This window comes from Allobosea sp. UNC402CLCol, assembly GCF_000745475.1.
GTDB lineage: Bacteria > Pseudomonadota > Alphaproteobacteria > Rhizobiales > Beijerinckiaceae > Allobosea > Allobosea spartocytisi.
Window position 1 is genome coordinate 987,088 of sequence record NZ_JQJJ01000008.1, and the last position, 23,056, is coordinate 1,010,143.

At 66.9% G+C, this 23,056-nt stretch carries 25 protein-coding genes; 9 read left to right on the forward strand and 16 right to left on the reverse strand.

Annotation, left to right across the window (positions count from 1 at the left end):
- Both GY40_RS06750 and GY40_RS06755 read right to left on the reverse strand, forming a co-directional pair.
- Nucleotides 1-300 carry a hypothetical protein gene (locus tag GY40_RS06750; protein ID WP_156115888.1) on the reverse strand — a complete coding sequence of 100 codons (300 nt, stop codon included), beginning with the start codon at nucleotides 298-300 and terminating at the stop codon, nucleotides 1-3.
- Nucleotides 301-410: 110 nt separating this feature from the next.
- Nucleotides 411-2,345, reverse strand: coding sequence for a propionyl-CoA synthetase (locus GY40_RS06755; RefSeq protein ID WP_038359678.1), 1,935 nt, complete (start codon nucleotides 2,343-2,345; stop codon nucleotides 411-413).
- Between the two features lie 174 nt (nucleotides 2,346-2,519).
- Between GY40_RS06755 and GY40_RS06760 the strand changes: the two genes are divergently transcribed.
- On the forward strand, nucleotides 2,520-3,290 hold the full coding sequence (locus tag GY40_RS06760; RefSeq protein WP_038359679.1) for a sulfite exporter TauE/SafE family protein: 771 nt from the start codon (nucleotides 2,520-2,522) through the stop codon (nucleotides 3,288-3,290).
- On the opposite strand, the gene GY40_RS06765 is transcribed toward GY40_RS06760, so the two are convergent.
- Nucleotides 3,238-3,906, reverse strand: coding sequence for a Pr6Pr family membrane protein (locus GY40_RS06765; RefSeq protein ID WP_051987582.1), 669 nt, complete (start codon nucleotides 3,904-3,906; stop codon nucleotides 3,238-3,240). The two genes, GY40_RS06760 and GY40_RS06765, sit on opposite strands and share 53 nt — an antisense overlap.
- 175 nt (nucleotides 3,907-4,081) lie before the next feature.
- Here GY40_RS06765 and GY40_RS06770 point away from each other — a divergent pair, with 175 nt between their 5' ends.
- Nucleotides 4,082-5,710 (forward strand): acyl-CoA synthetase, encoded by a 1,629-nt coding sequence (locus GY40_RS06770; protein WP_038359680.1) that lies wholly within the window; start codon nucleotides 4,082-4,084, stop codon nucleotides 5,708-5,710.
- Nucleotides 5,711-5,752: 42 nt separating this feature from the next.
- Here the strand turns inward: GY40_RS06770 and GY40_RS06775 are convergent, their stop codons facing one another.
- The 3 genes from GY40_RS06775 to GY40_RS06785 all read right to left on the reverse strand — a co-directional run bounded on the left by GY40_RS06775 (nucleotide 5,753) and on the right by GY40_RS06785 (nucleotide 6,888).
- A complete protein-coding gene (locus GY40_RS06775; protein WP_248311103.1) occupies nucleotides 5,753-6,265 on the reverse strand; it encodes a YidB family protein in 513 nt (170 codons plus the stop codon).
- A 32-nt stretch (nucleotides 6,266-6,297) separates the two neighbouring features.
- Entirely contained in the window at nucleotides 6,298-6,558 is a 261-nt protein-coding gene (locus GY40_RS06780) for a GlsB/YeaQ/YmgE family stress response membrane protein (RefSeq protein WP_038359681.1), read from the reverse strand.
- Nucleotides 6,559-6,699: 141 nt separating this feature from the next.
- On the reverse strand, nucleotides 6,700-6,888 hold the full coding sequence (locus GY40_RS06785) for a YdcH family protein (RefSeq protein ID WP_038359682.1): 189 nt from the start codon (nucleotides 6,886-6,888) through the stop codon (nucleotides 6,700-6,702).
- 229 nt (nucleotides 6,889-7,117) lie between these two features.
- Between GY40_RS06785 and GY40_RS06790 the strand changes: the two genes are divergently transcribed.
- The 5 genes from GY40_RS06790 (at nucleotide 7,118) to GY40_RS06810 (ending at nucleotide 10,539) form a co-directional block, all read left to right on the forward strand.
- Nucleotides 7,118-7,336: a YdcH family protein gene (locus GY40_RS06790; protein ID WP_038360360.1), complete on the forward strand. Its 219-nt coding sequence runs from the start codon at nucleotides 7,118-7,120 to the stop codon at nucleotides 7,334-7,336.
- A gap of 100 nt (nucleotides 7,337-7,436) precedes the next feature.
- The gene (purE, locus tag GY40_RS06795; protein WP_038359683.1) at nucleotides 7,437-7,937 is read left to right on the forward strand and encodes a 5-(carboxyamino)imidazole ribonucleotide mutase; all 501 of its coding nucleotides are present in this window, start codon (nucleotides 7,437-7,439) and stop codon (nucleotides 7,935-7,937) included.
- Nucleotides 7,934-9,034 carry a 5-(carboxyamino)imidazole ribonucleotide synthase gene (locus GY40_RS06800; RefSeq protein ID WP_038359684.1) on the forward strand — a complete coding sequence of 367 codons (1,101 nt, stop codon included), beginning with the start codon at nucleotides 7,934-7,936 and terminating at the stop codon, nucleotides 9,032-9,034. Before purE ends, GY40_RS06800 begins: the two co-directional genes overlap by 4 nt.
- A gap of 167 nt (nucleotides 9,035-9,201) precedes the next feature.
- A complete protein-coding gene (rpsU, locus tag GY40_RS06805) occupies nucleotides 9,202-9,435 on the forward strand; it encodes a 30S ribosomal protein S21 (RefSeq protein WP_038359685.1) in 234 nt (77 codons plus the stop codon).
- Nucleotides 9,436-9,681: 246 nt separating this feature from the next.
- On the forward strand, nucleotides 9,682-10,539 hold the full coding sequence (locus tag GY40_RS06810; protein ID WP_248311104.1) for a tetratricopeptide repeat protein: 858 nt from the start codon (nucleotides 9,682-9,684) through the stop codon (nucleotides 10,537-10,539).
- Between the two features lie 56 nt (nucleotides 10,540-10,595).
- On the opposite strand, the gene GY40_RS06815 is transcribed toward GY40_RS06810, so the two are convergent.
- The 5 genes from GY40_RS06815 to GY40_RS06835 form a co-directional block, all read right to left on the reverse strand.
- On the reverse strand, nucleotides 10,596-11,447 hold the full coding sequence (locus GY40_RS06815) for an alpha/beta hydrolase (protein WP_051987634.1): 852 nt from the start codon (nucleotides 11,445-11,447) through the stop codon (nucleotides 10,596-10,598).
- A 129-nt stretch (nucleotides 11,448-11,576) separates the two neighbouring features.
- Nucleotides 11,577-12,983 carry an NAD(P)(+) transhydrogenase (Re/Si-specific) subunit beta gene (locus GY40_RS06820; RefSeq protein ID WP_038359687.1) on the reverse strand — a complete coding sequence of 469 codons (1,407 nt, stop codon included), beginning with the start codon at nucleotides 12,981-12,983 and terminating at the stop codon, nucleotides 11,577-11,579.
- Nucleotides 12,984-12,986: 3 nt separating this feature from the next.
- Complete coding sequence (locus tag GY40_RS06825; RefSeq protein WP_038359688.1) at nucleotides 12,987-13,421, reverse strand: NAD(P) transhydrogenase subunit alpha part 2; 435 nt, start codon at nucleotides 13,419-13,421, stop codon at nucleotides 12,987-12,989.
- Nucleotides 13,422-13,438: 17 nt separating this feature from the next.
- Entirely contained in the window at nucleotides 13,439-14,578 is a 1,140-nt protein-coding gene (locus GY40_RS06830; protein ID WP_038359689.1) for a Re/Si-specific NAD(P)(+) transhydrogenase subunit alpha, read from the reverse strand.
- Nucleotides 14,579-14,614: 36 nt separating this feature from the next.
- Nucleotides 14,615-14,899, reverse strand: coding sequence for an aa3-type cytochrome c oxidase subunit IV (locus tag GY40_RS06835; RefSeq protein ID WP_038359690.1), 285 nt, complete (start codon nucleotides 14,897-14,899; stop codon nucleotides 14,615-14,617).
- Nucleotides 14,900-15,173: 274 nt separating this feature from the next.
- On the opposite strand from GY40_RS06835, the gene GY40_RS06840 reads away from it, so the two are divergent.
- The gene (locus GY40_RS06840) at nucleotides 15,174-15,395 is read left to right on the forward strand and encodes a hypothetical protein (protein ID WP_038359691.1); all 222 of its coding nucleotides are present in this window, start codon (nucleotides 15,174-15,176) and stop codon (nucleotides 15,393-15,395) included.
- An 11-nt stretch (nucleotides 15,396-15,406) separates the two neighbouring features.
- On the opposite strand, the gene GY40_RS06845 is transcribed toward GY40_RS06840, so the two are convergent.
- Nucleotides 15,407-16,768: an ABC1 kinase family protein gene (locus GY40_RS06845; RefSeq protein ID WP_038359692.1), complete on the reverse strand. Its 1,362-nt coding sequence runs from the start codon at nucleotides 16,766-16,768 to the stop codon at nucleotides 15,407-15,409.
- Nucleotides 16,769-17,078: 310 nt separating this feature from the next.
- Between GY40_RS06845 and GY40_RS06850 the strand changes: the two genes are divergently transcribed.
- On the forward strand, nucleotides 17,079-20,111 hold the full coding sequence (locus tag GY40_RS06850; protein WP_051987583.1) for an autotransporter family protein: 3,033 nt from the start codon (nucleotides 17,079-17,081) through the stop codon (nucleotides 20,109-20,111).
- Nucleotides 20,112-20,214: 103 nt separating this feature from the next.
- On the opposite strand, the gene pepT is transcribed toward GY40_RS06850, so the two are convergent.
- From pepT to GY40_RS06870, 4 genes are read right to left on the reverse strand one after another with little or no spacing between them, the layout of a single operon-like run.
- A complete protein-coding gene (gene pepT, locus GY40_RS06855) occupies nucleotides 20,215-21,444 on the reverse strand; it encodes a peptidase T (RefSeq protein ID WP_038359693.1) in 1,230 nt (409 codons plus the stop codon).
- A 20-nt stretch (nucleotides 21,445-21,464) separates the two neighbouring features.
- Nucleotides 21,465-22,352: a beta-keto acid cleavage family enzyme gene (locus GY40_RS06860; RefSeq protein WP_038359694.1), complete on the reverse strand. Its 888-nt coding sequence runs from the start codon at nucleotides 22,350-22,352 to the stop codon at nucleotides 21,465-21,467.
- Complete coding sequence (locus GY40_RS06865; protein WP_038359695.1) at nucleotides 22,349-22,744, reverse strand: type II toxin-antitoxin system death-on-curing family toxin; 396 nt, start codon at nucleotides 22,742-22,744, stop codon at nucleotides 22,349-22,351. The genes GY40_RS06860 and GY40_RS06865 overlap by 4 nt, the downstream gene beginning before the upstream one ends.
- Nucleotides 22,741-23,001 carry an AbrB/MazE/SpoVT family DNA-binding domain-containing protein gene (locus GY40_RS06870; RefSeq protein ID WP_051987584.1) on the reverse strand — a complete coding sequence of 87 codons (261 nt, stop codon included), beginning with the start codon at nucleotides 22,999-23,001 and terminating at the stop codon, nucleotides 22,741-22,743. The genes GY40_RS06865 and GY40_RS06870 overlap by 4 nt, the downstream gene beginning before the upstream one ends.
- Nucleotides 23,002-23,056 lie beyond the last annotated feature (55 nt).

The following is a 23,056-nucleotide window of genomic DNA, read 5'->3' on the forward strand; positions in this document are numbered from 1 at the left end:
TCATGAACGCCCTGTCGAGGCCAGGCAGCCGCCGCGACCGGCGCCGTCCAGGACGAGAAGAGCTCCTGCGAGATAGAGACGCATCGCGAAGCCCGGACTCTCGGCGCGGGCAACGAATCCGAACGAGCTGAAACGCGCCAGCACCGTACCGCCGGCATGCGCGATCGCGGCCGCCGCTGCCCGCCCATCGGCTGCGAAGACAATCACCGACGCGTTATCGCGCGGCGCCAGCACCAGCGCGAACGGCGCCAGCGCGACGATCAATGGCAACAAGATCCGGCCAGCTTGCAAAGCAGCCATATTCAGCGCCTGCGGCTATCCCCACCACAGTCGATCTTGCCACCAAACCGTAAATTCAACGTGAAGTTGTATTGCCGTTGCGAAACCTCACGCAACGGCGATGTGCGTGGTCAGCCTAGCCCCCTGCCCTTCAGCACCGCGCCGATCTCGTCGAGCACCCCGACATCCTCGATCGTCGCCGGCACCGCATAATCCTCGCCATCGGCGATCTTCTTCATCGTCGCCCGCAGGATCTTGCCGGAGCGCGTCTTCGGCAGCCGGTTGACCGTCACCGCCAGCTTGAAGGCCGCCACCGGCCCGATCCGCTCGCGCACCAGCGCGACGAGTTCTCGCTCGACCTCCGCCGGCGACTGCGTCACCCCTGCCTTCAGCACCACGAAGCCGCAGGGCTGCTCGCCCTTGAGCGCGTCGCGGATGCCGACGACCGCGCATTCCGCCACGGCCGGATGGGCCGCCAGAACCTCCTCCATGCCGCCGGTCGAGAGCCGGTGGCCGGCGACGTTGATGATGTCGTCGGTGCGGCCCATGATGAAGACATAGCCATCCGCATCGATGTAGCCGGCATCCGAGGTGTTGTAATAGCCCGGATAAGTCGTGAGATAGGCCTCCCGGAAGCGCGCATCGTCATTCCACAGCGTCGGCAGCGCGCCCGGCGGCAGCGGCAGCTTCAGCACGATCGCGCCCATCTTGCCCGCCTCGACCGGCCGGCCGCCTTCGTCGAGGCACTGCACGTCCCAGCCCGGCAGCGGCACGGTCGGCGAGCCGTGCTTGATCGGCAGCAGGCCCAGGCCCATCGGGTCGCCGACGATCGGCGAGCCGCTTTCCGTCTGCCACCAATGGTCGATCACCGGCACCTTCAGCAGCGCCTCGGCCCATTTCAGCGTCTCGGGATCGGCCCGCTCGCCGGCGAGGAACAGCGCCCTGAAGCGCGAGAGATCGTGCCCGGCGAGGTGCTTGCCTTCCGGGTCCTCCTTGCGGATGGCGCGGAAGGCGGTCGGGGCCGTGAACAGCACCTTCACCCCGTGCTCGGCGATCACCCGCCAGAAGGCGCCGGGATCGGGCGTGCCGACCGGCTTGCCTTCATAGAGCACGCTGGTCGCGCCCTGGATCAGCGGCGCATAGACGATATAGCCATGGCCGACGACCCAGCCGACATCGGAGGCGCAGAACATCACTTCGCCCGGCCCGACATCGAAGAGCTGGTCCATCGTCGCCTTGAGCACGACCATGTGGCCGCCATTATCGCGGACCACGCCCTTGGGCCGGCCGGTCGTGCCGGAGGTGTAGAGGATGTAGAGCGGATCGGTCGCGGCGACCTCGACGCAATCGGCCTTGCGCCCGGTGGCCTTCGCGGCCGCGACCAGCATGCGCCAGTTCTTGTCGCGCGCCGCATGCATCGAGGCCTCGGCCTGCGGCCGCTGCAGGATCACGCAAGCCTGCGGCTTGTGCCGGGCCATTGCGATCGCGCCGTCGAGCAGCGGCTTGTACTCGACCACCCGCGTCGGCTCGATGCCGCAGGTTGCGCTCAGGATCACCTTGGGCTCGGCATCGTCGATGCGCGTCGCCAGTTCCTTGGCAGCGAAGCCGCCGAACACCACCGAATGCACGGCGCCGATCCGCGCGCAGGCGAGCATGGCGAAGGCCGCCTCCGGCACCATCGGCATATAGATCAGGACGCGGTCGCCCTTGCCGACGCCAAGGTCCTGCAGCACGGCGCCGAGCGTCGCGACCTCGTCGAGCATCTCGGCATAGGTGTATCTGGCCTTCGTTCCGGTGACGGGACTGTCATGGATCAGCGCGACCTGTTGCCCACGCCCGTCGCGCACATGCCGGTCGAGCGCGTTGAAGCAGGTGTTGCAGGTCGCATCCGGGAACCAGCGGCCATAGATACCGGCAGCGGCGTCGAAGGCCTTTTGCGGCGGCCTGATCCAGTCGATCCCCTTGGCGATGTCGAGCCAATAGGCTTCGGGGTCGGCCTGCCAGCTTGCATAGGTTTCGCGATAGCCTTGCGCCGGGCGGGCGGGCGCCGCATGGGAGCCATTCATGGGAAGCGTTCCTCTGCGCCGGGTTTCATCCTAAAGCCCCGTGGCGAGCCGGCGTTGGCGGGGCTGGTTTTGCGCGGAATCCTGCGCACTCCCCTCAGCCAGTGCAAGCGCGCTGCTTTAAGACTTTCGCCCACCCCTTCCGAACCTCTCGGCCCTGCGGCGCAGCATTCCTCCATGCCCTTCGATCTCGTCTTCTTCGCCGCCATGGTGCCGGCCGTCATCCTGACCGGGCTGGCGAAAGGCGGCTTTTCTGGGATCGGCCTCTTGTCCCTGCCGCTGATGGCGCTGGTCGTCTCGCCGGTGACGGCGGCGGCGATCATGCTGCCGCTGCTGATCGCGCAGGACGTGGTCTCGGTCTGGTCCTACCGGCGCGAATTTGATCGCCGCAATCTGGCGACGCTGGCGCCCGGCGCGCTCCTGGGCATCCTCATGGGTTATCTGCTGGCGGCGAAGGTCTCGGACGCAGCCGTCGTCCTGGCGGTCGGGCTGATCTCGGTCGGCTTCGCGCTGCGCCGCATGCTGAGCGACGGCAAGAAGCCGACTGTCGCGACGCAGGCGAGCTGGGGCGCGGGCAGCTTCTGGGGTTTCTTCTGCGGGTTCACCAGCATGGTCGCCCATGCCGGCGGCCCGCCCTTCCAGATCTACGCCATGCCGCAGAAGCTGCCGCCCGCCGTCTTCGTCGGCACCGGCGCGATCTTCTTCGCCGCGATGAACTGGGTGAAGATCATTCCCTATATCGCGCTCGGGCAGTTCAGCGCCGCAAACCTCATCGCCTCCGCCGCGCTGCTGCCCTTCGCCATCGCCGCGACTTTCGCCGGGGTCTGGCTGGTCCGTCGCGTCCCGGCCGAGCGCTTCTACGGCATCATCTACTGGCTGCTGGTCGTGGTGGGGCTCAAGCTCGTCTTCGATGGGCTCGGCGGCCTGGGTCTGCGCCTGTGGGGGTGAGCGCCCGGCCCCGCGTCAGAAGGCGATCGAGCGCGACGAAGGCGAAGCCGACCAGCAGGAACAGCAGCATCATGCCGAGCGCGTTCGCGGCCATCCGGCCATAGCCGAGCCTCGCCACGTCGATGAACGGATAGGGGTAGAAGCCCGAAGCCGCGCCACGTGCCAGCACCCAGGCGAGATAGAGCCCGGGATAGGCGAGCCAGCCCAGCGGCATCGCCCAGCGCAGCCTGCCCTTGGCCGCGAAGGCCAGCCAGAAGGCGAGATAGAGCAGCGGCATGGCATAGTGCAACGCCACATCCACCCACCATTGCAGGCCGGTCGGCGCCCATGTGTGGCGCAGGATGACGACATAGATCAGGCCGACAACGGCGATATAGCCGGCTGTCGCCGCCTGCACTGCGGGCCGGCCGAGGATGCCGCGACCGGGAGCGAGCACAGCCCGCGTCAGGACGAGCGCGACCAGCATGTTGGTCAGGATCGTGAAGAAGCTGAAATAACGCAGCACCATCTCGCCGGCAGGCAGCCCCCGCGCGCTGCCGTTGACCACGCTCAGGTAGAACTGGAGCGCCAGCGCCACCCAGCCGGTCATCCCCGCCAGGGCAGCAAAGACCCGCATCGTCTCTCTCCAGACCGGTTCCATGGCATCGTGGCGAGAAGCCTTCCGCACCGCAAGCCTTCCGCACCGCAAGCCCGCCGCCATCGACGATTGCGCCGCATCGGCAAAAGGGATGGATTACGGTTGAGCCGGCGAGCGGCTAATCCTGCGGCGACACGACGGCGGAAGGCCCAAGATGAAGACCACGCCCTATGACACCGATCTCGACCGCAACCCGGCCAATCACCAGCCGCTGACGCCGCTCACCTTCCTCGAGCGCGCCGCCGCGATCTTCCCCAGCCACACCGCGATCGTCCACGGCCCGCTCGCCCGCTCCTATGCCGAGTTCTATGCTCGCTCCCGCCGCCTCGCCTCGGCGCTGGCGAAACACGGCATCGGCAAGAACGACACGGTCGCAGCGATGCTGCCGAACACGCCCGCCATGCTCGAATGCCATTACGGCGTGCCGATGGCCGGTGCAGTGCTCAACACGCTCAACACCAGGCTCGACGCCGCCATCATCGCCTTCTCGCTCGACCATGGCGAAGCGAAGGTGCTGATCACCGACCGCGAATTCTCCGGCACGATCCGGGAGGCCCTGTCGCTCTGCAAGGCGAAGCCGCTCGTCATCGACTATGACGACCCGGTCTATGACGGGCCGGGCGAGCGCCTCGGCAGCGTCGACTACGAGGATTTCGTCGCCTCCGGCGATCCCGAATTCGCGTGGCGGATGCCGGACGATGAATGGGACGCGATCGCGCTGAACTACACCTCCGGCACCACCGGCGACCCCAAGGGCGTGGTCTATCACCATCGCGGCGCCAATCTGCTCGCCACCTCCAACGTCATCACCGGCAATCTCGGTCGCCATCCGGTCTATCTCTGGACGCTGCCGATGTTCCACTGCAACGGCTGGTGCTTCCCCTGGACGATCTCGATCGTCGCCGGCACCCATGTCTGCCTGCGCCAGGTCCGGGCCAAGGCGATGTATGACGCGCTCGCCGACCATGGCGTGACCCATCTCTGCGGCGCGCCGATCGTGATGTCGACGCTGCTCAACGCCCCGGAAGAGGAGCGGCGCGACTTCCCGCAGACCGTTTCCTTCTTCACCGCCGCCGCCCCGCCGCCCGAAGCGGTGCTCGCCGGCATGAAGCAGGCCGGCTTCGAGGTCACCCATCTCTACGGCCTGACCGAGTGCTATGGCCCGGCCGTGGTCAATGAGTGGAACGACGACTGGGACACGCTCCCGCCGGCCGAGCAGGCCGCGAAGAAAGCCCGCCAGGGCGTGCGTTATCCCGCATTGGAGGGGCTCGACGTGCTCGATCCCGACACGATGCAGCCCGTCCCGCGCGACGGCCAGACGCTCGGCGAGGTGATGATGCGCGGCAACGTCGTGATGAAGGGCTATCTGAAGAACCCGAGATCGACCGGCGCCGCCTTCGCCGGCGGCTGGTTCCACACCGGCGACCTCGGCGTGCGCTATCCCGACGGCTACATCCAGCTCAAGGACCGCTCCAAGGACATCATCATCTCCGGCGGCGAGAACATCTCCTCGATCGAGGTCGAGGATGCGCTCTACAAGCATCCGGCGGTGCAGGCCGCCGCGGTCGTCGCCCGGCCTGACGAGAAATGGGGCGAGACGCCCTGCGCCTTCATCGAGCTCAAGCCGGGCAAGCCCGCGACCGAGGCGGAGCTGATCGCCTGGTGCAAGCGGCATCTGGCCTCGTTCAAATGCCCGAGGACCGTGATCTTCACCGAGATCCCCAAGACCTCGACCGGCAAGATCCAGAAATTCCGCCTGCGCGAAATGGCGCGGACCCTCTAGCCCGCGCCACTGCCATGGCGATGTCTCTTACGTCCGGAGCGTTCAGCCCCTGGCGCTGCCGAGATTGCCGCCCGGCGTATAGCGATCGACCGCATCGGGCAGGACTTTCGAGAGCCGGGCCAGCAGGTCCTCGCGCGAGAGGCCGGTCTGCTTGGCGATGGCGTCGAGCACCTCCGGTCCCAGCGCCTGCTCGAGATCGCCCGGCGCGACATCCTGGTTGGGGCCCGTCCCGACCCAGGAATTGGCCTTGTCGCCCTGCCCGGATTGGTTGAAGCGGTCGACCAGCTCGCCGAGGCCGCTGTTCAGGATCGCTCCGGCGCCGCCAGCGCCGAGCAAGCCGCCCAGGCTACCGAGAAGGCCACCGCCAGCCTGCTGCTGACCGGGCGCGGCCCCCGCCTGCCCTGGGGCCGGCGGAGCGGCGCCCTGCCCGCCGCCCATCTTGTTGCTGATCCACTCCGAGATCTGGTCGCGATGCTGGTAGCCCGCGACGGCGAGCAGCCCAAGCAGGGCCGTCATCGACGGAAAACCGCTGCTGGTCCCGTTGTCATTGCTCATGGCAGGAACTCCTTTTCTGGACTCGATCAGGATCAGACAGAACCGCGGCGGCCATTGATCATCGCCCAAACCAACAGGACGATGACGGCGCCGATCACCGCGCCGACCAGCCCTGCCCCCTGCCCCGGCGCATACCAGCCGAGCGATTGACCGAGATAGGTCGCCACGAAGGCGCCGACGATGCCGAGGATTGTTGTCAGAATGAAGCCGGACGGCTCGTTCGAGCCCGGCGTGATGAATTTGGCGATGATCCCGGCGACAAAGCCGATGATGATGGTCCAGATAATGCCCATGCTATCCCTCCCATGTTGAAACGCCACGCTTCAACATGCGACATCCCGGGAAGGTTCCATAGCGCAAAAAAGAACCGGCCCTTTCGGGCCGGTTCGAGTCCGCATCCATGTAACGCCCCGCGGGCGAAGCGGAATGTCGTCTCAGTGCAGGGTTCGCCCCGGCATGGTCAGCCTTACGCGTTCGATCTCATCCTTCAGTTGCAACTTCTTCCGCTTGAGCTCGGCCACGCTGAGGTCGCTGGAGGAAGGGCTCGCCACGGCTCGGGCGATCGCGTCCTCGAGTTGGCGATGCTTGCGCTCGAGTTCGACAAGACGGGTCTGCAACGACATCTGGGATCCTCCTGATGAACAGTTGACGTACCAATCTGACAGAAAGCCGGCTTCACGTCTGCCCTGCACTGTCACACGGCATTCATGAGATTCTGTGATCGACTCCGGCTCCCTTCCCGGAAGCCGTGAATAGAAGGCTCCCGGAGGCTTGGGCAGCGACACGCGCTCTTGCGAGGCGCATCGCGGCGAAGGCATAGTCGCGGCCAAGTGCGGCGATGATGAGATGGCCATGGGATTCGAGCTCAGCCCGGAAGAGGTCGAGACCTTCACCGCGGAGCTGGCGCGGCTGCGCGAGGAGCACCGCGATCTCGACAGCGCCATCGACGCGCTGGAGCGGGTCGGCGCGATCAACCAGATCCAGGTGCAGCGGCTGAAGAAGCGCAAGCTCTACCTGAAGGACCGCATTTCGCAGATCGAGGATGCGCTGACGCCCGACATCATCGCCTGAGCACGGCGATTCGATGGGCGCCAGACCCGATTCGCCCTTGCTTATCGGGCGCCGGGCAGTCTAGATCGCGCGCTTCCCAAGGCGAAGCCCGAGCGCATCCATGGCCAAGACCAGCCCACCCGTCGCCATCATCATGGGCAGCCAGTCCGACTGGGCGACGATGCGTCATGCTGCCGAAGCGCTCGACGCCCTCGCCATCCCCTATGACGCCCGCATCGTCTCGGCCCATCGCACGCCGGACCGGCTGTTTTCCTTCGCCAAGGGCGCCAAGGCCGAAGGCTTCAAGGTGGTGATCGCCGGTGCCGGTGGCGCCGCCCATCTGCCGGGGATGACCGCCTCGCTGACGCCGCTGCCGGTCTTCGGCGTCCCGGTCGAATCCAAGGCGCTCTCGGGGCAGGACAGCCTGCTCTCCATCGTGCAGATGCCCGCCGGCATCCCGGTCGGCACCCTCGCCATCGGCCGTGCCGGCGCGGTCAATGCCGCGCTCCTGGCGGCCGCCGTGCTCGCGCTCTCGGACGAGGCCCTGGCGGAACGTCTCGAGGCCTATCGCGCCCGCCAGAGCGCCGGCATCGCCGAGCGCCCGAATCGGGACGAGGCATGAGCGCGCCTGTTCCGACCGGCCTCGCGCCGGGCGCCATGCTCGGCATCCTCGGCGGCGGGCAGCTCGCCCGGATGATGGCGCTCGCCGCCGCCGATCTCGGCATACGCTGCCATGTCTTCGCACCGGAGGCGGACAGCCCGGCCTTCGACGTGGCCACCCGCCATACCGTCGCCGATTATGACGACGAAGCGGCCCTCGCCAACTTCGCCGACGCCGTCGACGTCGTGACCTATGAATTCGAGAACGTGCCGGCGGCGACCGCCGCCTTCCTCGCCGCGCGCACGCCGCTGCATCCCGGAGCCCGCGCGCTTGCCGTGACGCAGGACCGGCTGAGCGAGAAAAGCTTCGTCGCCGATCTCGGCCTTGCGGTCGCGCCGTTTCGCGCCGTCGATTCGCTGGCCGATCTCGAGGCCGCCGTCGCCGCGCTCGGCCGCCCCTCGATCCTGAAGACACGCCGCTTCGGCTATGACGGCAAGGGGCAGGTCAAGATCGCTCCCGGCACCGACCTCGCCGAGGCCTATGAGGCGATCGGCCGCTTTCCCGCGATCCTCGAAGGTTTCGTGCCCTTCGAGCGCGAGGTCTCGGTCGTCGCCGCGCGCGGGCTCGACGGCGCCTTCGCCGCCTTCGACGTCTGCGAGAACGAGCATCGCGACCATATCCTCGCCTTCACCCGCGTGCCGGCGAAGCTGGGCAGGACGGCCTCGGACGCCGCCATCGATGCGGCACGCCGGATCGGCGAGGCGCTCGGCTATGTCGGCGTCTTCGCCGTCGAGATGTTCGTGCTGGAGGACGGCGGCACCGAGCGCGTCATCGTCAACGAGATCGCCCCGCGCGTGCATAACTCCGGGCACTGGACCAGCGAGGGCGCCGAGACCTCGCAGTTCCATCAGCATGTCCGCGCCGTCTGCGGCTTTCCGCTTGGCTCCGCCGCGCTGCGCGGCCGCGTCGAGATGGAGAACCTGATCGGCGACGCCGCTTTGCGCTGGCGCGAGATCCTCGCCGAGCCCGGTGCGCATCTGCATCTCTACGGCAAGCGCGACGCTCGTCCGGGCCGCAAGATGGGCCATGTCACCCGGGTTTTGTCCGAGCGCGGCTGAGCGCTCGCCCCGATCCGGCGAAAAAGCGTGCCACGGCTGCATTTTCGCGGCATCGCGCCGTGGACAGCCAAATCGAATTCTGTTATCCGCACGAACCTTCGAGCGATCCGCATGCGGCATCGCCGGCCCGTATTTTTGGATCAACCCGCTAAGGACGGACGTTTCACGTGCAGGTTCTCGTTCGCGACAACAATGTCGACCAGGCTCTCCGCGCCCTCAAGAAGAAGATGCAGCGCGAAGGCATTTTCCGCGAGATGAAGCTCCGCGGCCATTACGAGAAGCCTTCCGAGAAGAAGGCGCGCGAGAAGGCCGAGGCCGTCCGCCGCGCCCGCAAGCTGGTCCGCAAGAAGCTGCAGCGCGAAGGCCTCCTGCCCGCGCCGGTGAAGCCGAAGCGCCCCTGAGCCTGGCCAAGCCGCCTTGTGCGGCGCTGGGCGGGTCCGAGAATGACAGGCGCCTGGAGTCCGCTCCGGGCGCTCTTGTTTTTTGCCGGAGTTAACCAAGTTTTGGCGGGTTTGGGGCGTCTTGTCTGACGAGGCGCTGTTCGGCTGGGGAGCGCGATCACGCCGCAAGGAGCCCGGGCTTGAGGCTTGGGACTCAGCGGCAGACGAAGCACGAGACCGATGAGGCCGAGATCGATGAGGCGAAGCATGATCCGAGGCAGTTATTGGCTGGCGGCCGCTGGCATGGCGGTGGCTCTGGCCGGATGCGACAGCGTATCCGGTCTCTCCTCCCAGCCAGCCGTGGCCGTGCTCGACACCAGCGACAACGCTGATGCCAGCGTCAATATCGGCTCGCTGAGCGAGGTCATCAGCCGCAACCAGAACGATCCCGGCGCCTACAACACCCGCGGCGCCGCCTACGCCCGCATCGGCCGCTTCTCGGACGCGATCGGCGATTTCACCAAGGCGGTCCAGCTCGATCCGAACCTCGCCTCGGCTTATACGAATCGCGGCCTGGCCCTGCGCCAGAGCGGTCGCAACGATGCGGCCATGGCCGATTTCAACAAGGCCACCACCGTCAACCCCAATTACGGGCCGGCCTATGTCGCCCGCGCCAATCTGCTGCGCCAGCAAGGCAACCTGCAGCAGGCGCTCAGCGACCTCAACACCGCGATCCGGCTGAACCCGGAATCGCCCGAAGCCTTCCATTCGCGCGGCCTCGTCTATCAGAAGGAAGGCCAGCACCAACATGCCGTCACCGATTTCGACTCGGTGATCGACCGCAACCCCTACACCGCCCCGCCCTATGTGGCGCGCGGCCAGAGCCTGAACGCGCTCGGCAAATACGATGCCGCGCTGGAGGACTTCACCGCGGCCCTCAATGTCGACAACCGCAACGCCGATGCCTGGGCCGGCCGCGGCTTCGCCCAGGAGAAGCTGGGCAACAAGTCCGAGGCGCAGCAATCCTATCAGCGGGCGCTCAGCCTCGACGGCAACAATGCCCAGGCCCGCGCCGGCCAGTCCCGCCTCGGCGGCGGCGGTGGCGGCGGCCTCTTCAGGAGCTGAGCGCGGACGAAGCACTGTGAAGATCGAGGCCGCCGGATCGGATCCGGCGGCCTTTGTCATGGTACGGTCCGGACCTGCGCACCGCTGAATTGCCCCTGCCCGACATCCGCCAGAAAGCGCCGCACTTCCGGGATCGCGCCATGCTCCGGCAGGTCCGCATGCCGGCCCTCCGGGAAGCGCAGGAAGCGCTTGGGCGGCTTTGCGAGATCGTAGAGCGCCTGCCCCTGGGTGATGGGAATCACCCCGTCGCGCTCGCCATGCATGATCAGCAGCGGCGCGTTGACCCTCTCGATGACCGTGTCCGAGCGGAAAGGGTCTCGCATGAAGGGACCGAGCGGCAGATAGGGATAGCGCGCCTCGGCCACCGCCAGCGCCGAAAGATAGGGTGCCTCCAGCACCACCGCCTTGAGCGGCCTCTCGGCCGCGAGCTTCAGCACCACGCCGGTTCCCAGCGACTCGCCATAGCCCACCAGGCGGTCGGCCCCGTAGCGCTGCGCCGCCGCCGCATAGGCGGCCCGGGCATCCTCCTGCAGGCCTTCCTCGCTCGGGCTGCCGGTCGAGCCGCCATAGCCGCGATAGCTGATCGCGAAAAGACCGGTCCCGTCCGCGGTCAGCGCCCTCAGCCTCTCTGCACGGCCCCGCCCGCCGAGATTGCCGGCATTGCCCTGGAAATAGAGCAGCACCGGCTTGTCGCCCCGCGGCGCCACCGCCCAGGCGACGAGCCGCTCGCCATCGGCGGTCGTCACCGACACCTCCTCGGCCGCCGGAAGTCCCGCCGAGGCGATATCCGCCTTCGCCGGATTGAGCGGAAAAACCAGGTCGCGCTGGTAGGCATAAAGCAGGCCGAGCGTGGCGAGATAGGCCGCCAGCGCCAGCAGCAGCACAATCCTGGTCAGGCGCAGAAGCATCGGGCGGGGGATCCGGAAAGCAAAAGGGCCGGCGATCAAGCCGGCCCATTGCAGCATTCCGATGACGGCGCGCGGGTTTGGTCTCGAACAGCCCTCATCGCAAAAGCGGCTCCCGCTTTTGCGGGGCGTTCAGTGCGCCAGCGCCTTGACGATCTCGTCGGTGACCTTCTTGGCGTCGCCGAACAGCATCATGGTGTTGGGCTTGAAGAACAGCTCGTTCTCGACGCCCGCATAGCCGGAGCCCATGCCGCGCTTGATGAACAGCACCGTCTTGGCCTTCTCGACGTCGAGGATCGGCATGCCGTAGATCGGCGATTGCGGATCGGTCTTCGCCGCCGGGTTGGTGACGTCGTTGGCGCCGATGACGAAGGCGACGTCGGCCTGGCCGAATTCCGAGTTGATGTCCTCGAGCTCGAAGACCTCGTCATAGGGCACGTTGGCCTCGGCCAGCAGCACGTTCATATGGCCGGGCATGCGGCCCGCAACCGGATGGATCGCGTATTTGACCTCGACGCCTTCCTTCTTGAGCGTGTCCGCCATCTCGCGCAGAGCGTGCTGCGCCTGCGCCACCGCCATGCCGTAGCCCGGCACGATGATGACTTTGGCGGCGTTCTTCATGATGTAGGCGGCATCGTCCGGCGAGCCCTGCTTCACCGGCCGCGCCTCGACCGCACCGGCCGCGCCGGCCGCGGCCGTCTCGCCGCCGAAGCCGCCGAGGATCACCGAGATGAAGGAGCGGTTCATGCCCTTGCACATGATGTAGGACAGGATCGCGCCGGACGAACCGACCAGCGCGCCGGTGATGATCAGCGCCATGTTGCCGAGCGTGAAGCCGATGCCGGCGGCAGCCCAGCCGGAATAGGAGTTCAGCATGGACACGACGACCGGCATGTCCGCGCCGCCGATCGGCACGATCAGCAGCACGCCGAGCACCAGCGAAACCAGCACGATCAGCCAGAAGACGCCGTGGCTCTCGGTCTTGATGAAGATCGCCAGCAGGACGACGAGCGCGATGGCGAGGCCGATATTGATGCCATGGCGCTGCGGCAGCATGATCGGCTTGCCGCTCATGCGCCCGTCGAGCTTGAGGAAGGCGATGATCGAGCCAGTGAAGGTGACCGCGCCGATCGCGACGCCGAGCGCCATCTCGAACAGGCTCGAGCCGTGGATCGAGCCGACATGGCCGATGCCGAAGGCCTCCGGCGCATAGAGCGCCGCCGCCGCCACCAGCACGGCGGCGAGGCCGACCAGCGAGTGGAAGAAGGCGACGAGCTGCGGCATCTGCGTCATCTGCACGCGCTTGGCCATGAAGGCGCCGATGCCGCCGCCGATGGCGATGCCGAGGATGACGAGCAGCCAGCCCGAGAAGCCCGACGGCGGGAAGAACACCACCGTCGTCAGGATGGCGAGCCCCATGCCGATCATGCCGTAGCGGTTGCCCTGGCGGGAGCTGGTCGGATGCGACAGGCCCCGCAGGGCCATGATGAACAGGACGCCGGAAACGACGTAGAGCAGGGCTGAGAGGTTGGCGGCCATGCGTCAGCCCTTCTTCTTGTACATCGCGAGCATGCGCTCGGTGACGAGGAAGCCGCCGAAGATGTTCACCGAGGCGAGCACGAGGGCGACGAAGCCGAAGATCTTGGCCCAGATCGGCCCGTCGCCGAGCGCCGGGAGAGCCTCGACGCCGACGGCGAGCAGCGCGCCGACGACGATGACCGAGGAGATCGCGTTGGTGACGGACATCAGCGGCGTGTGCAGCGCCGGCGTCACCGACCAGACGACGTAGTAGCCGACGAAGACGGCGAGCACGAAGATGGCGAGGCGGAAGATCGTCGGATCGACGCCGCCGGTGGCGATGCTGGCCGCTGCCGCCGCCTGGTCGGCATAGCGCTCGGCGAGCTCGGCCGCCTGCCTGGCCAGCGCCGCGGCGTTGCGGGCGCTTTCGATGGCCTGTTCGGGAGAGGGATTTGCCATGGTCGGAATTCCTTCGCTCAGGCCTTCGGCGCGAAATTCGGATGGATGACGGCGCCGTCCTTCGTCAGGGCGGTCGCCTTCACCAGCTCGTCGTCCCAGTTCACTGCGAGCTTCTTCTCGGCCTTGTCGATCAGCGTCTCGACGAAGGCATAGAGGTTCTTGGCGTAGAGCGCCGAAGAGGTTGCGGCGAGCCGGCCCGGCACGTTGAGATGGCCGACGACCTTGACGCCGTTCGGCGTGACGACGACTTCGCCCGCCTTGGCCAGCTCGCAATTGCCGCCGCGCTCGACGGCGAGATCGACGATGACGGAGCCGGGCTTCATGCTCTCGACCATCGCCGCCGAGATCAGCTTCGGCGCCGGGCGGCCCGGGATCAGCGCGGTGGTGATGACGATGTCCTGCTTGGCGATGTGGCTGGCGGTCAGTTCCGCCTGCTTGGCCTGGTATTCCTTGGACATCTCCTTGGCGTAGCCGCCGGCCGTCTGCGCCTGCTTGAACTCCTCGTCCTCGACGGCGAGGAACTTGGCGCCGAGCGACTCGACCTGCTCCTTGGTGGCGGGGCGCACATCGGTCGCGGTCACGATGGCGCCCAACCGACGCGCCGTCGCGATCGCCTGCAGGCCGGCGACGCCGACGCCCATCACGAAGATCTTCGCGGCCGGCACGGTGCCCGCCGCCGTCATCATCATCGGCAGCGCGCGGCCGTATTCGGCGGCGCCGTCGATCACGGCGCGGTAGCCGGCGAGGTTGGCCTGCGACGACAGCACGTCCATCACCTGCGCGCGAGTGATGCGCGGCATGAACTCCATGGCGAAGGCGGCGACATTGGCCTTGGCCAGCGCCTCGACCTGTGCCTCGTTGCCATAGGGATCCATCGTCGCGATGACGAGCGCGCCCGCCGGCAGCCCGGCAATCTCGCTTTCGCCCGGACGGCGCACCTTCAGCACGATATTCGCCCCGGCAAGCGTCTTCGCCGCCGTCTTCGCAATCGTTGCGCCCGCCGCCTCGTAATCGGCATCGAGGATGCCGGAGGCTTTGCCGGCGCCGGTTTCGACGACGATCTCGGCGCCGAGGCCCTTGAACTTGCGGACGGTTTCCGGCGTCGCGGCGACGCGGGTCTCCGCCCCTTGCGTTTCGGCTGGGACAGCAATGCGCATGGCGGGGCAGGCCTTTCCGGCGTTACGGGAAGCGGATCAGTAGAGGAGCAGCGCGAGCAGCATCAGCACGAGCGCCACGAGCGGCGCGCGCCAGGAGATCTTCTCCGAGGCGATGCCGACGCCGGTTCCGATCACCGTGAGGAGCGTGCCCACCAGGGCGGTGCCCCAGGCGTGCTTGGTGCCGCCAACCGCGAGCACCGCGACGATGGCGAGGCAGGCCACCGTGCCGACTTCGGCCATGTGCACGAAGCCGCCATAAGTGCGCTCATGCTCGGGATAGTCCATCGCGGGAATGTCGGCGTGATGGGCGTGGTCGGCCATGGTCTCGATCCTGAAAAAGACACAGTCTCTCTAGCCTGTAGCGCACCCGCGACGGACGGGCAACGCGGCAGCGTCGCGCGCCGGTGAAATGAACCGCGCCCTCGCGGCCTTCTGTCCAGTTTCGGTGAAAATACGAAACTTAAATCGATTTAACAACGCCAACCATGCGCAATTTACAACCTGCGTGCGACCGCGATTAACGCCATTTCGGCGACGGCGAGGACGACTCCTCCGGATTCGGCTAAATTCTCGCAATCGAAGGGAGGCGCTTTTCGTGGACGACCCGCGCAAGGATACCGAAGGGGATGATCCCTTCGCGCTCGACCCTGCCCTGCGCGAGAGGGCCAGGCGCTGGTTCGCCGAGGCGCGCGAGCAGACCAAGCGCGACGAGGAGGACATCGCGGCCTGGCGCCGCACCTCCGGCGGCGGTGACGGAGGAAGCGGAGGCTTCGGTGACGACAGCGGCGGCGGCGATTGCGGCGGTGGTGGCGACTGAGCCGCGCGAGCCTAGGGCTTCAACCCGACCTCGACCAACGCTGCGTGCTGCCGCTCGGCGACGCCCTCCACCGTGAACCCCCCGATCTCCGCCTCGAACAGCCGGTGGAAATTCAATTCGGCGTCAAGATGCAGGAAGACGCCGCCGAGCCCGATCGCGGCCCGGTCCATGAAGACGAATTCGCGCGGCACCGTCACCGGCCCGCGCTTCTTCAGCGCCTGATGCACCTGGAAGGCCTGCTTGCGGCCATATTCGGCGGGGCTGACGTCCTCCGCGATGCGCCGGACGCGGTCCTCCAGCAACGGCCCGTAGATGAAGCGCGCCCAGATGTTGAGCGTGTCGACCAAGTCCTTGGTCAGCCCCTTGAAGCCCCAGGTCTCATAGGCATGGACGACGCGGGCATCGTCACCCTGCTGCAGGCCGCGATAGAGGTCGACCACGCCACCGACGAATGAAGGCGGGAAGATGCGGATGCAGCCATAGTCGAGCAGGTTGATGCCCCGCGGCTCGCCGCCCTCCGAAAACACCGTGTAGTTCCCGAGATGCGGGTCGCCATGGATGACGCCGTGATGGCTGAAGGGCCGCCACCAGGCCTTGAACATCGCGGTCGAGATGCGGTCGCGCACCGCCTGCCCGTCCTGCTTGTGCGAGAGGATCGGACTGCCGTCGAGCCAGTGCATGGTCAGCAGCCGCCGGGTCGAGAGCGCCGGCTCCAGAGCCGGCACGCGCACTTGCGGCGTCTCCGCCAGGATCGCCTGATAGAGCGCGACATGCCTGGCTTCGCGCTTGTAATCGAGCTCCTCGCGGACGCGGGCGCCGATCTCCTTGGCGATCTCGCTGGTGTCGATCACCGCGCCCATGCGCCGGTGCAGCGAGAACAGCACCTCGAGCTGGGCGATATCGGCCTCCACCGCCGATTCCATGTCGGGATATTGCAGCTTGCAGGCGAGCGGAGTGCCTTCCAGCGTCGTCGCGCGATGCACCTGCCCCAGTGAAGCGGCCGCAGCCGGCTTCAGGTCGAATTCGTCGAAGCGCTCGCGCCAATTGGCGCCGAGCTCGGCCATCATCCGGCGCTTGACGAAGGCTGCACCCATCGGCGGCGCCTGCGACTGCAGCTTCTGCAATTCGGCGGCATATTCCGGCGGCACCACATCGGGAATGGTGGCGACGAGCTGCGCCACCTTCATGATCGGGCCCTTCAGCCCGCCCAGCGCCTTGGCCAGCGCCTCGGCATTGGAGGCGTCGCGCCCCTCGACGCCGAAGAGCCTGGCGCCCGCGATCCGCGCCGCCACCCCGCCGACATTCGCGCCCACCCGGGCATAGCGTGCCGCGCGGGCGGAGAATCGGTTGGCTTCGCTATCGCGTTCGGACATCGGTCTCTCGGGTTCGGCTCGATCCACAACAGCCATCTAGGGATCGCCACCGCCGCGACCAAGCCCACCACGCCTTTTAACTTTTTGGAGACGGTTGCCACCGAAGCACGACGCTGATGCTCGCGCTTTGGTTGCTTGCGAGCGATTCGCACTGCATCTTGCGTGCAGGATCAGCAGATGTGAGGCGAGCATGCGGCGATGCTCTGGCACCGAACGGTCTGGACAAGTCCAGACGCGTGATGCGCGGCTGAGAAAGCGGCGTTTCCGGCTTCCGTTCTTGGAAAGCAGCCCCATCGCACTGGCGGCCGGCATGAGCAGCCTCCTCGCGGCGCTGCCTGTTCAGGCGCAATGCTTGCCGGACCCACCCGGCGCGGGCGCGACGGTCACCTGTTCGGGCACCGACCCTGACGGATTCGCAGCGCCTGCAGGCGTGCCGGTCACCGTTAACGTCAACCCCGGCGCGACGATCCAGCAGGCCCCGAGCGGCCAGGCGCTGACATTCGGGACCAACACCTTCGGGAACACGCTGAACAACAACGGCTCCATCGTCGCGACGGGCAATGGTGCCGGAGCTTTCACCGGCCTGAGCTTTTCCTCGGGAGCTGGTGCGGGAAGCAATCTCTTCAATAATTTCGGCACGATATCCGCGACGAACACCGGAGCAGGTGCCGCGACCGGCATCGCGATCCTGCAGGGCAATGCGGCCTCGACGATCCGGATCGTCAACAATGCCGGCGCCACGATCGCCGGCACGGCGGCAGGCGGCGCTGGCGCGGGCATCAGCCAGACCTTCGCGGCGGGCGCCGCGGCGCGGGCGCTGGTGATCGACAACAGCGGCATCATCCAGGGAACGACCGACGGCATCGCAGCCGGCACAGGCGCCGCCGGCGCGGCACAGACCATCGCCATCACCAACGGCGTCGGCGGCAGCGCCGCCCAGATCAATGGCGGCGCGGGAGCTGCGCTCAACTTCGCCGGGAATGGTGTCTACACCGTCACCAATCTGGCCAGCGGAACCATCAACGGCGCGATCCTCAGCTCTGGCAATGACAGGCTCACGATCGACAACGCCGGAACCATCAACGGCAATGTCAGCCAGGGCAACAATAACGACACCTTCATCATGCGCGGCGGCACCCTGAACGGGAATCTCGACCAGGGCAGCGGCCTTGGCGACGGCGTCGACACCTTCATCATGACCGGCGGCACGATCAACGGCTCGGTCGATCAGGGCGGCGAGCTCGACTTCGCGACGATTTCCGGCGGCGTCATCACGGGTGGCCTGAACGAGGGTGACTTCGTGACGATCACCGGCGGCCAGATCGGCTCGATCAACATGACGCTCGCCAACAACGTCGTGACCATGTCGGGCGGCACGGTCGTCGGCAACATCCTGGCCGCGCAGAACAACGACACGCTCAACCTCTCGGGCGGCTCGATCGGCGGCTTCGTCAATTTCGGCAATGGCGACAACGTCTTCAACGTCAGCGGCGGCACCGTCGCCGGTGCGCTCATCAGCGGCAACGGCAGCGACATCGTCAACTGGAACGGCGGCGGCGTGCTGTCCTCGGGCTTCCAGCTCGGCGCCGGCAACGACACCGCCATCTTCACCAACCTGACGGACGCCAATCTGGTGCCGACGGCCGTGATCGACGGCGGCACCGGGACCGACCGTCTGACCTGGGTGAACACAAGCGCCACAGGCGTCGCCCGCTTCATCAACTGGGAGCTGATCGAGCTGACGAACAACTCCCGCCTGACCTTCGCCAGCACGCTCACGCTCGGCGACGCGGGCACGGGAACCGGAACGCTGACGGTGGATGCGACCAGCACTGTCTTCGCCGGCAATGGCAGCCACGCCATCGTGCCGTTCACGGCCGGGCAGCTCGCGACCGTGACCAATGCCGGCCTGATCGATCTCACCAACGGGCCCGCAGCGGCGACGGACAGCCTCACCATCCTCGGCAACTATACCGGCCAGAACGGCAGGCTCAGCCTTCAGACCGTCCTCGGCGACAGCGCCTCCCCCTCCGACCGGCTGATCATCTCCAACGGCACGGCCAATGGGAGCACGGCCATTGGCGTCGTCAATCTGGGCGGCCCTGGCGCCCTGACGCTTGGCAACGGCATCGAGGTGATCAGTGCCGTTAACGGCGCGACCACCGCAGGAGCCTTCACGCAAGCGGGGCCGATCGCCGCCGGCGCCTTCGAATATCTGCTGTATCATGGCGGCGTGACGCCGGGCAGCGAGCAGAACTGGTATCTGCGCTCGACTGCCCCTCCCGCGGCGCCTGCAACACCTACTCCTCCCGGGGTGCCTGAACCGCCTGTACCGCAGCAGGCGCCCGGCATGCCCGCCGTCGCGCCGGCCCCGGCAGGTGCGACGGTCCCGCTCTATCGGCCCGAGGTCGCCGCCAACACGCTGACGCCATCCACGGCCCGCATGGTCGCGCTGAGCACGCTCGGCACCTTCCACCAGCGCCGGGGCGACCAGTATCTGCTGAACCGCGGCGAGCAGAGCTCGGCCGCCTGGGGCCGCATCTTCGGCGAGCATCGCGAACAGGCGCAGTCCGGTACCGTCAGCCCGGAGTTCAAGGGCAATATCGTCGGGCTCCAGACCGGTCTCGACCTCTACGGCATCGACAGGCCGGACGGGCATCGCGACCGCTTCGGCCTGTTCTTCGGCTACGGCCGGGCCGAAGGCGACACCCGCGGCTTCGCGCTCGGGCAGCTCCGCGCGCGGGCCGGCAGGCTCTCGCTCAACAGCTACAGCCTCGGCGGCTACTGGACCCATATCGGCCCGAGCGGCTGGTATGTCGACGCGGTCGCGATGCATAGCTGGCTCGACGGCAACCCGCGCTCGGACCGCGGCCTCAAGGCGGATGCGACGGGCTCGGTCCTCACCGGGTCGATCGAGGGCGGCTATCCGATCGCGCTCGGCGCCGGCCTCGTGCTGGAGCCGCAGGCACAGCTCGTCTGGCAGCGCTCGATGCTCGACCGGACGAACGACCTGTTCTCATCGATCGACCACCGCGATGCGAATGTCGTCTCCGGCCGCATCGGCGCGCGCCTGCAGGGCAGTTTCACCTGGGGCGCGATTCCGGTGCGGCCCTATCTCACCGTCGATCTCTGGCATACCTTCGACGGCAACGACAAAACCCTGTTCGACGCCAATCTGATCACCACGCGCTATGGCGCGACGGCTGTCGAGATCGGCGGCGGCGTCGCCGCGGAGGTCGCAAGCAATGTCAGCCTCTTCGCCAAGGCGAGCTATCTGACGAACGCCTCCTCCGAGCGCAGCCGCGGCATCTCGGGCAATGTCGGGTTGCAGGTGACCTGGTAGCCCTTCGCGGATCGCGGATCGTCGCCATGTGGACGACGATCCCTTACGCCCGACCTCCGTCTCATCGGATCGAAAAGGGGAATCCGCTTTTCGGTCCGATGCTCTAGGTGCCGCTCCCCGCCAGCAGGCAGATCCGCCGCGCCACCTCATAGGAGGCTTCGAAAGCTGGCACCGGCAGGCACTCGAAGCGCGAATGGAAATTGAGGCCGCCGGTGAAGAAATTCGGCGTCGGCAACCCGCGTGCCGAGAGCGCCGCGCCATCGGTGCCGCCGCGCATCGGGATGAGCTTCGGCGCGATCTGGAGTTCCTTCAGCGCGGTCATCAGCAGCTCGACCGAGCGGCGGTCCTCGCCCAGGCTGTCGCTGATATTGCCGTAGGTGTCGCTCACCTTCCAGGTCACCTTGCCGGTCGGATAGCGGCCGGCGATATCCTCAGCGACCTCACCGATCCTGCGCTTGCGCGCCGCGAAGGAGTCGCGGTCGAAATCGCGGATATTGGCCTTGAGCACCGCCTGTGAGGCATTCGCGTCGAGGCCGGTAAACCAGACATACCCCTCGCGCCCTTCGGTGTTCTCGGGCGTCTGCGCCCTGTCGAAGGCGGCGATGAAATCCTGCGCCATCAGCAGCGGGTTCACCAGCACGCCCTTGGCCGACATCGGATGGGCGGTGACGCCAGTGAAGACGATCTCGGCGCCGGCGGCATTGAAGTTCTCGTAGACGACTTCGCCGAGTTCGCAGCTATCGATCGTATAGGCGAAATCGCAGGGGAAGCGGGCGAGATCGAGCGCCTTGGCGCCGCGCAGCCCGATCTCCTCGTCGGGCACGAAGGCGACATGGATATCGCCATGCTCGTCCTCGGCCTTAAGCCGCGCGAGCAGCGTCATCACGATCGCGACCGCCGCCTTGTTGTCCGCTCCGAGCACGCTGGTGCCGTCGCTGAAGACGACGTCATGGCCCTTCCAGGGCAGGATCTCCGGATGCTCCGCCACGCGCAGCCAGATGTCCTGCGCCTCGTTCAGACGAAGATCCTCGCCCGCGAAGCGCAGCAATTGCGGCTTGACGATCGGCGACAAGCCCACATCGACCGTATCGACATGGGCGATGAAGCCGATGCGCGGGGCGTTCGGGCGCGTGCCACGCTTCACTGCGGTGACCGTCGCATGCGCGTCGATAACGACATCCTCAAGCCCGAGCGCGCGCAGTTCACCCGCGAGCAATTCCGCCAGCTCCTGCTGGCCCGGTGTGCTCGGCAGCGTCGTCGCCGCGCCATCGCTCTGGCTCTCGACCGCGACATAGCGGAAGAACCGCTCCAGCAACTCGTCTCGCAGGCTCATCGAACGCAATTCCCTGATTCTCAGCTTCCGCCCGCTCGGGCGAGGCTGCTTCGTACCTCGTCGACGTCAGCCGCGCGACCACCTGCCGCCTCGACCCGGCGGACCGTCTCCGCGATCAACTGCGCATTCGTTTTCGCGCAGCCGAAGGGCGCGTCCTCCAGCCCGCCGCGGACATGGACGCCGCGCGCCACGGCTGGCCCGATCAATTCGGACAGATCCACGCCGAGCCCCGCGATCATCACCGGAGCGCCAGGTGCATCTTCGGCCAGCAGCTTCAGATGCGCTTCGAGCGCCCATTCGCGCGGCGGAAAGCCCCAGGCGAAGGCATCCGAGAACATCAGCCGGTAGATCGGCACGGGCAGGTCGGGATGGGCCCGCGCCAGGGCGGCACCGAGCCGCGTGAAGCCGGGCTCGTAGATCGCATAGCTCGGATGCACCTTGTTGCGCCGGGCGACGTCGATGCCCTCGCGGATATGCTCGCCGGGATTCTGGTAGATAAAGCCGGCCTCGCCCTGCGGAATACCGGCAAAACTCGTCCAGTTGCAGGAGCCGGGATCGAGCACGCCCCATTCGGCGAGGCCGCGCTTCGCCAGCTCTTCCAGATGGGTGTAGCGCCCGGAATTGATCATGTCGCCGGCATAGGAGGAACCGAGGATCGGGATCGTCGGGTAGACGATGGCATCGACCTTGGCGCGGATGCCCTCGATCGCCCGCGCATAGAGCTCCCAATCGTCGCGCTGGCGCCCGGTTTCGACGTCATAGACATGCAGATGCACGATCGCCGCGCCCGCCTCGACCGCCGCGATGCCGTCCGCGACGATGTCGGGGATGCTGATCGGGATGCCGGGTTGGCGCTCCTTGCCCCAGGGACCGTTGATCGCGGCCTCGATCCAGATCGGGGTGGTCATGCCGGCATATCCTTCGGCCAATTGTCGCGGATCCAGCGCGTCAGTCCGGCCTCATCGACCTCGCCGGCCGCGAGCGCGAGGATAGCGGCTGCGGCATCGGCTTGCGAGGGTGCGAAGGCGACGCCATTCAATCGCAGGAAGGTCATCATTGCGAGGAAAGCGACGCGCTTGTTGCCATCGATGAAAGGATGGTTGCGCGCGATGCCGAATGCATAGCAGGCAGCCAACACGGCAAGGTCGGTCTCGCCATAGGAGAAACGATTGATCGGGCGCGCCAATGCCGATTCAAGCAGACCCGCGTCACGAATGCCGTCGGGTCCGCCAAAAAGCACGAGTTGTTCGGAATGGATGTCGCAGATCGCTTCCAGCGGAAGCCAAAGCGGCTCCGTCATTTGGCAAGTTCTCGCAACGTCCCAGCGTAATCCTTCATGGCCTTCCGTGCGATGGCCATCGCACGGGCATGCAAATCCTCATGCCGCTGCAGCTTGAGCGCTCCCTCCGGCTGCCGAACGATCTCGAGCTTGTCTCCCTCGCTGAAACCGAGTTGCGCCAGCAGATCCTTGGGCAGGATCAGCCCGAGCGAATTGCCGATCTTGCGGATCTGCAGCACCGTCGCCTCGGTCTCCTCGACCTTTTTCAGCTCGCTCATGGCCCCGCCCTCCTGTTATACAGAACGTATAACATAAAATGAGTATCGCCGCGAC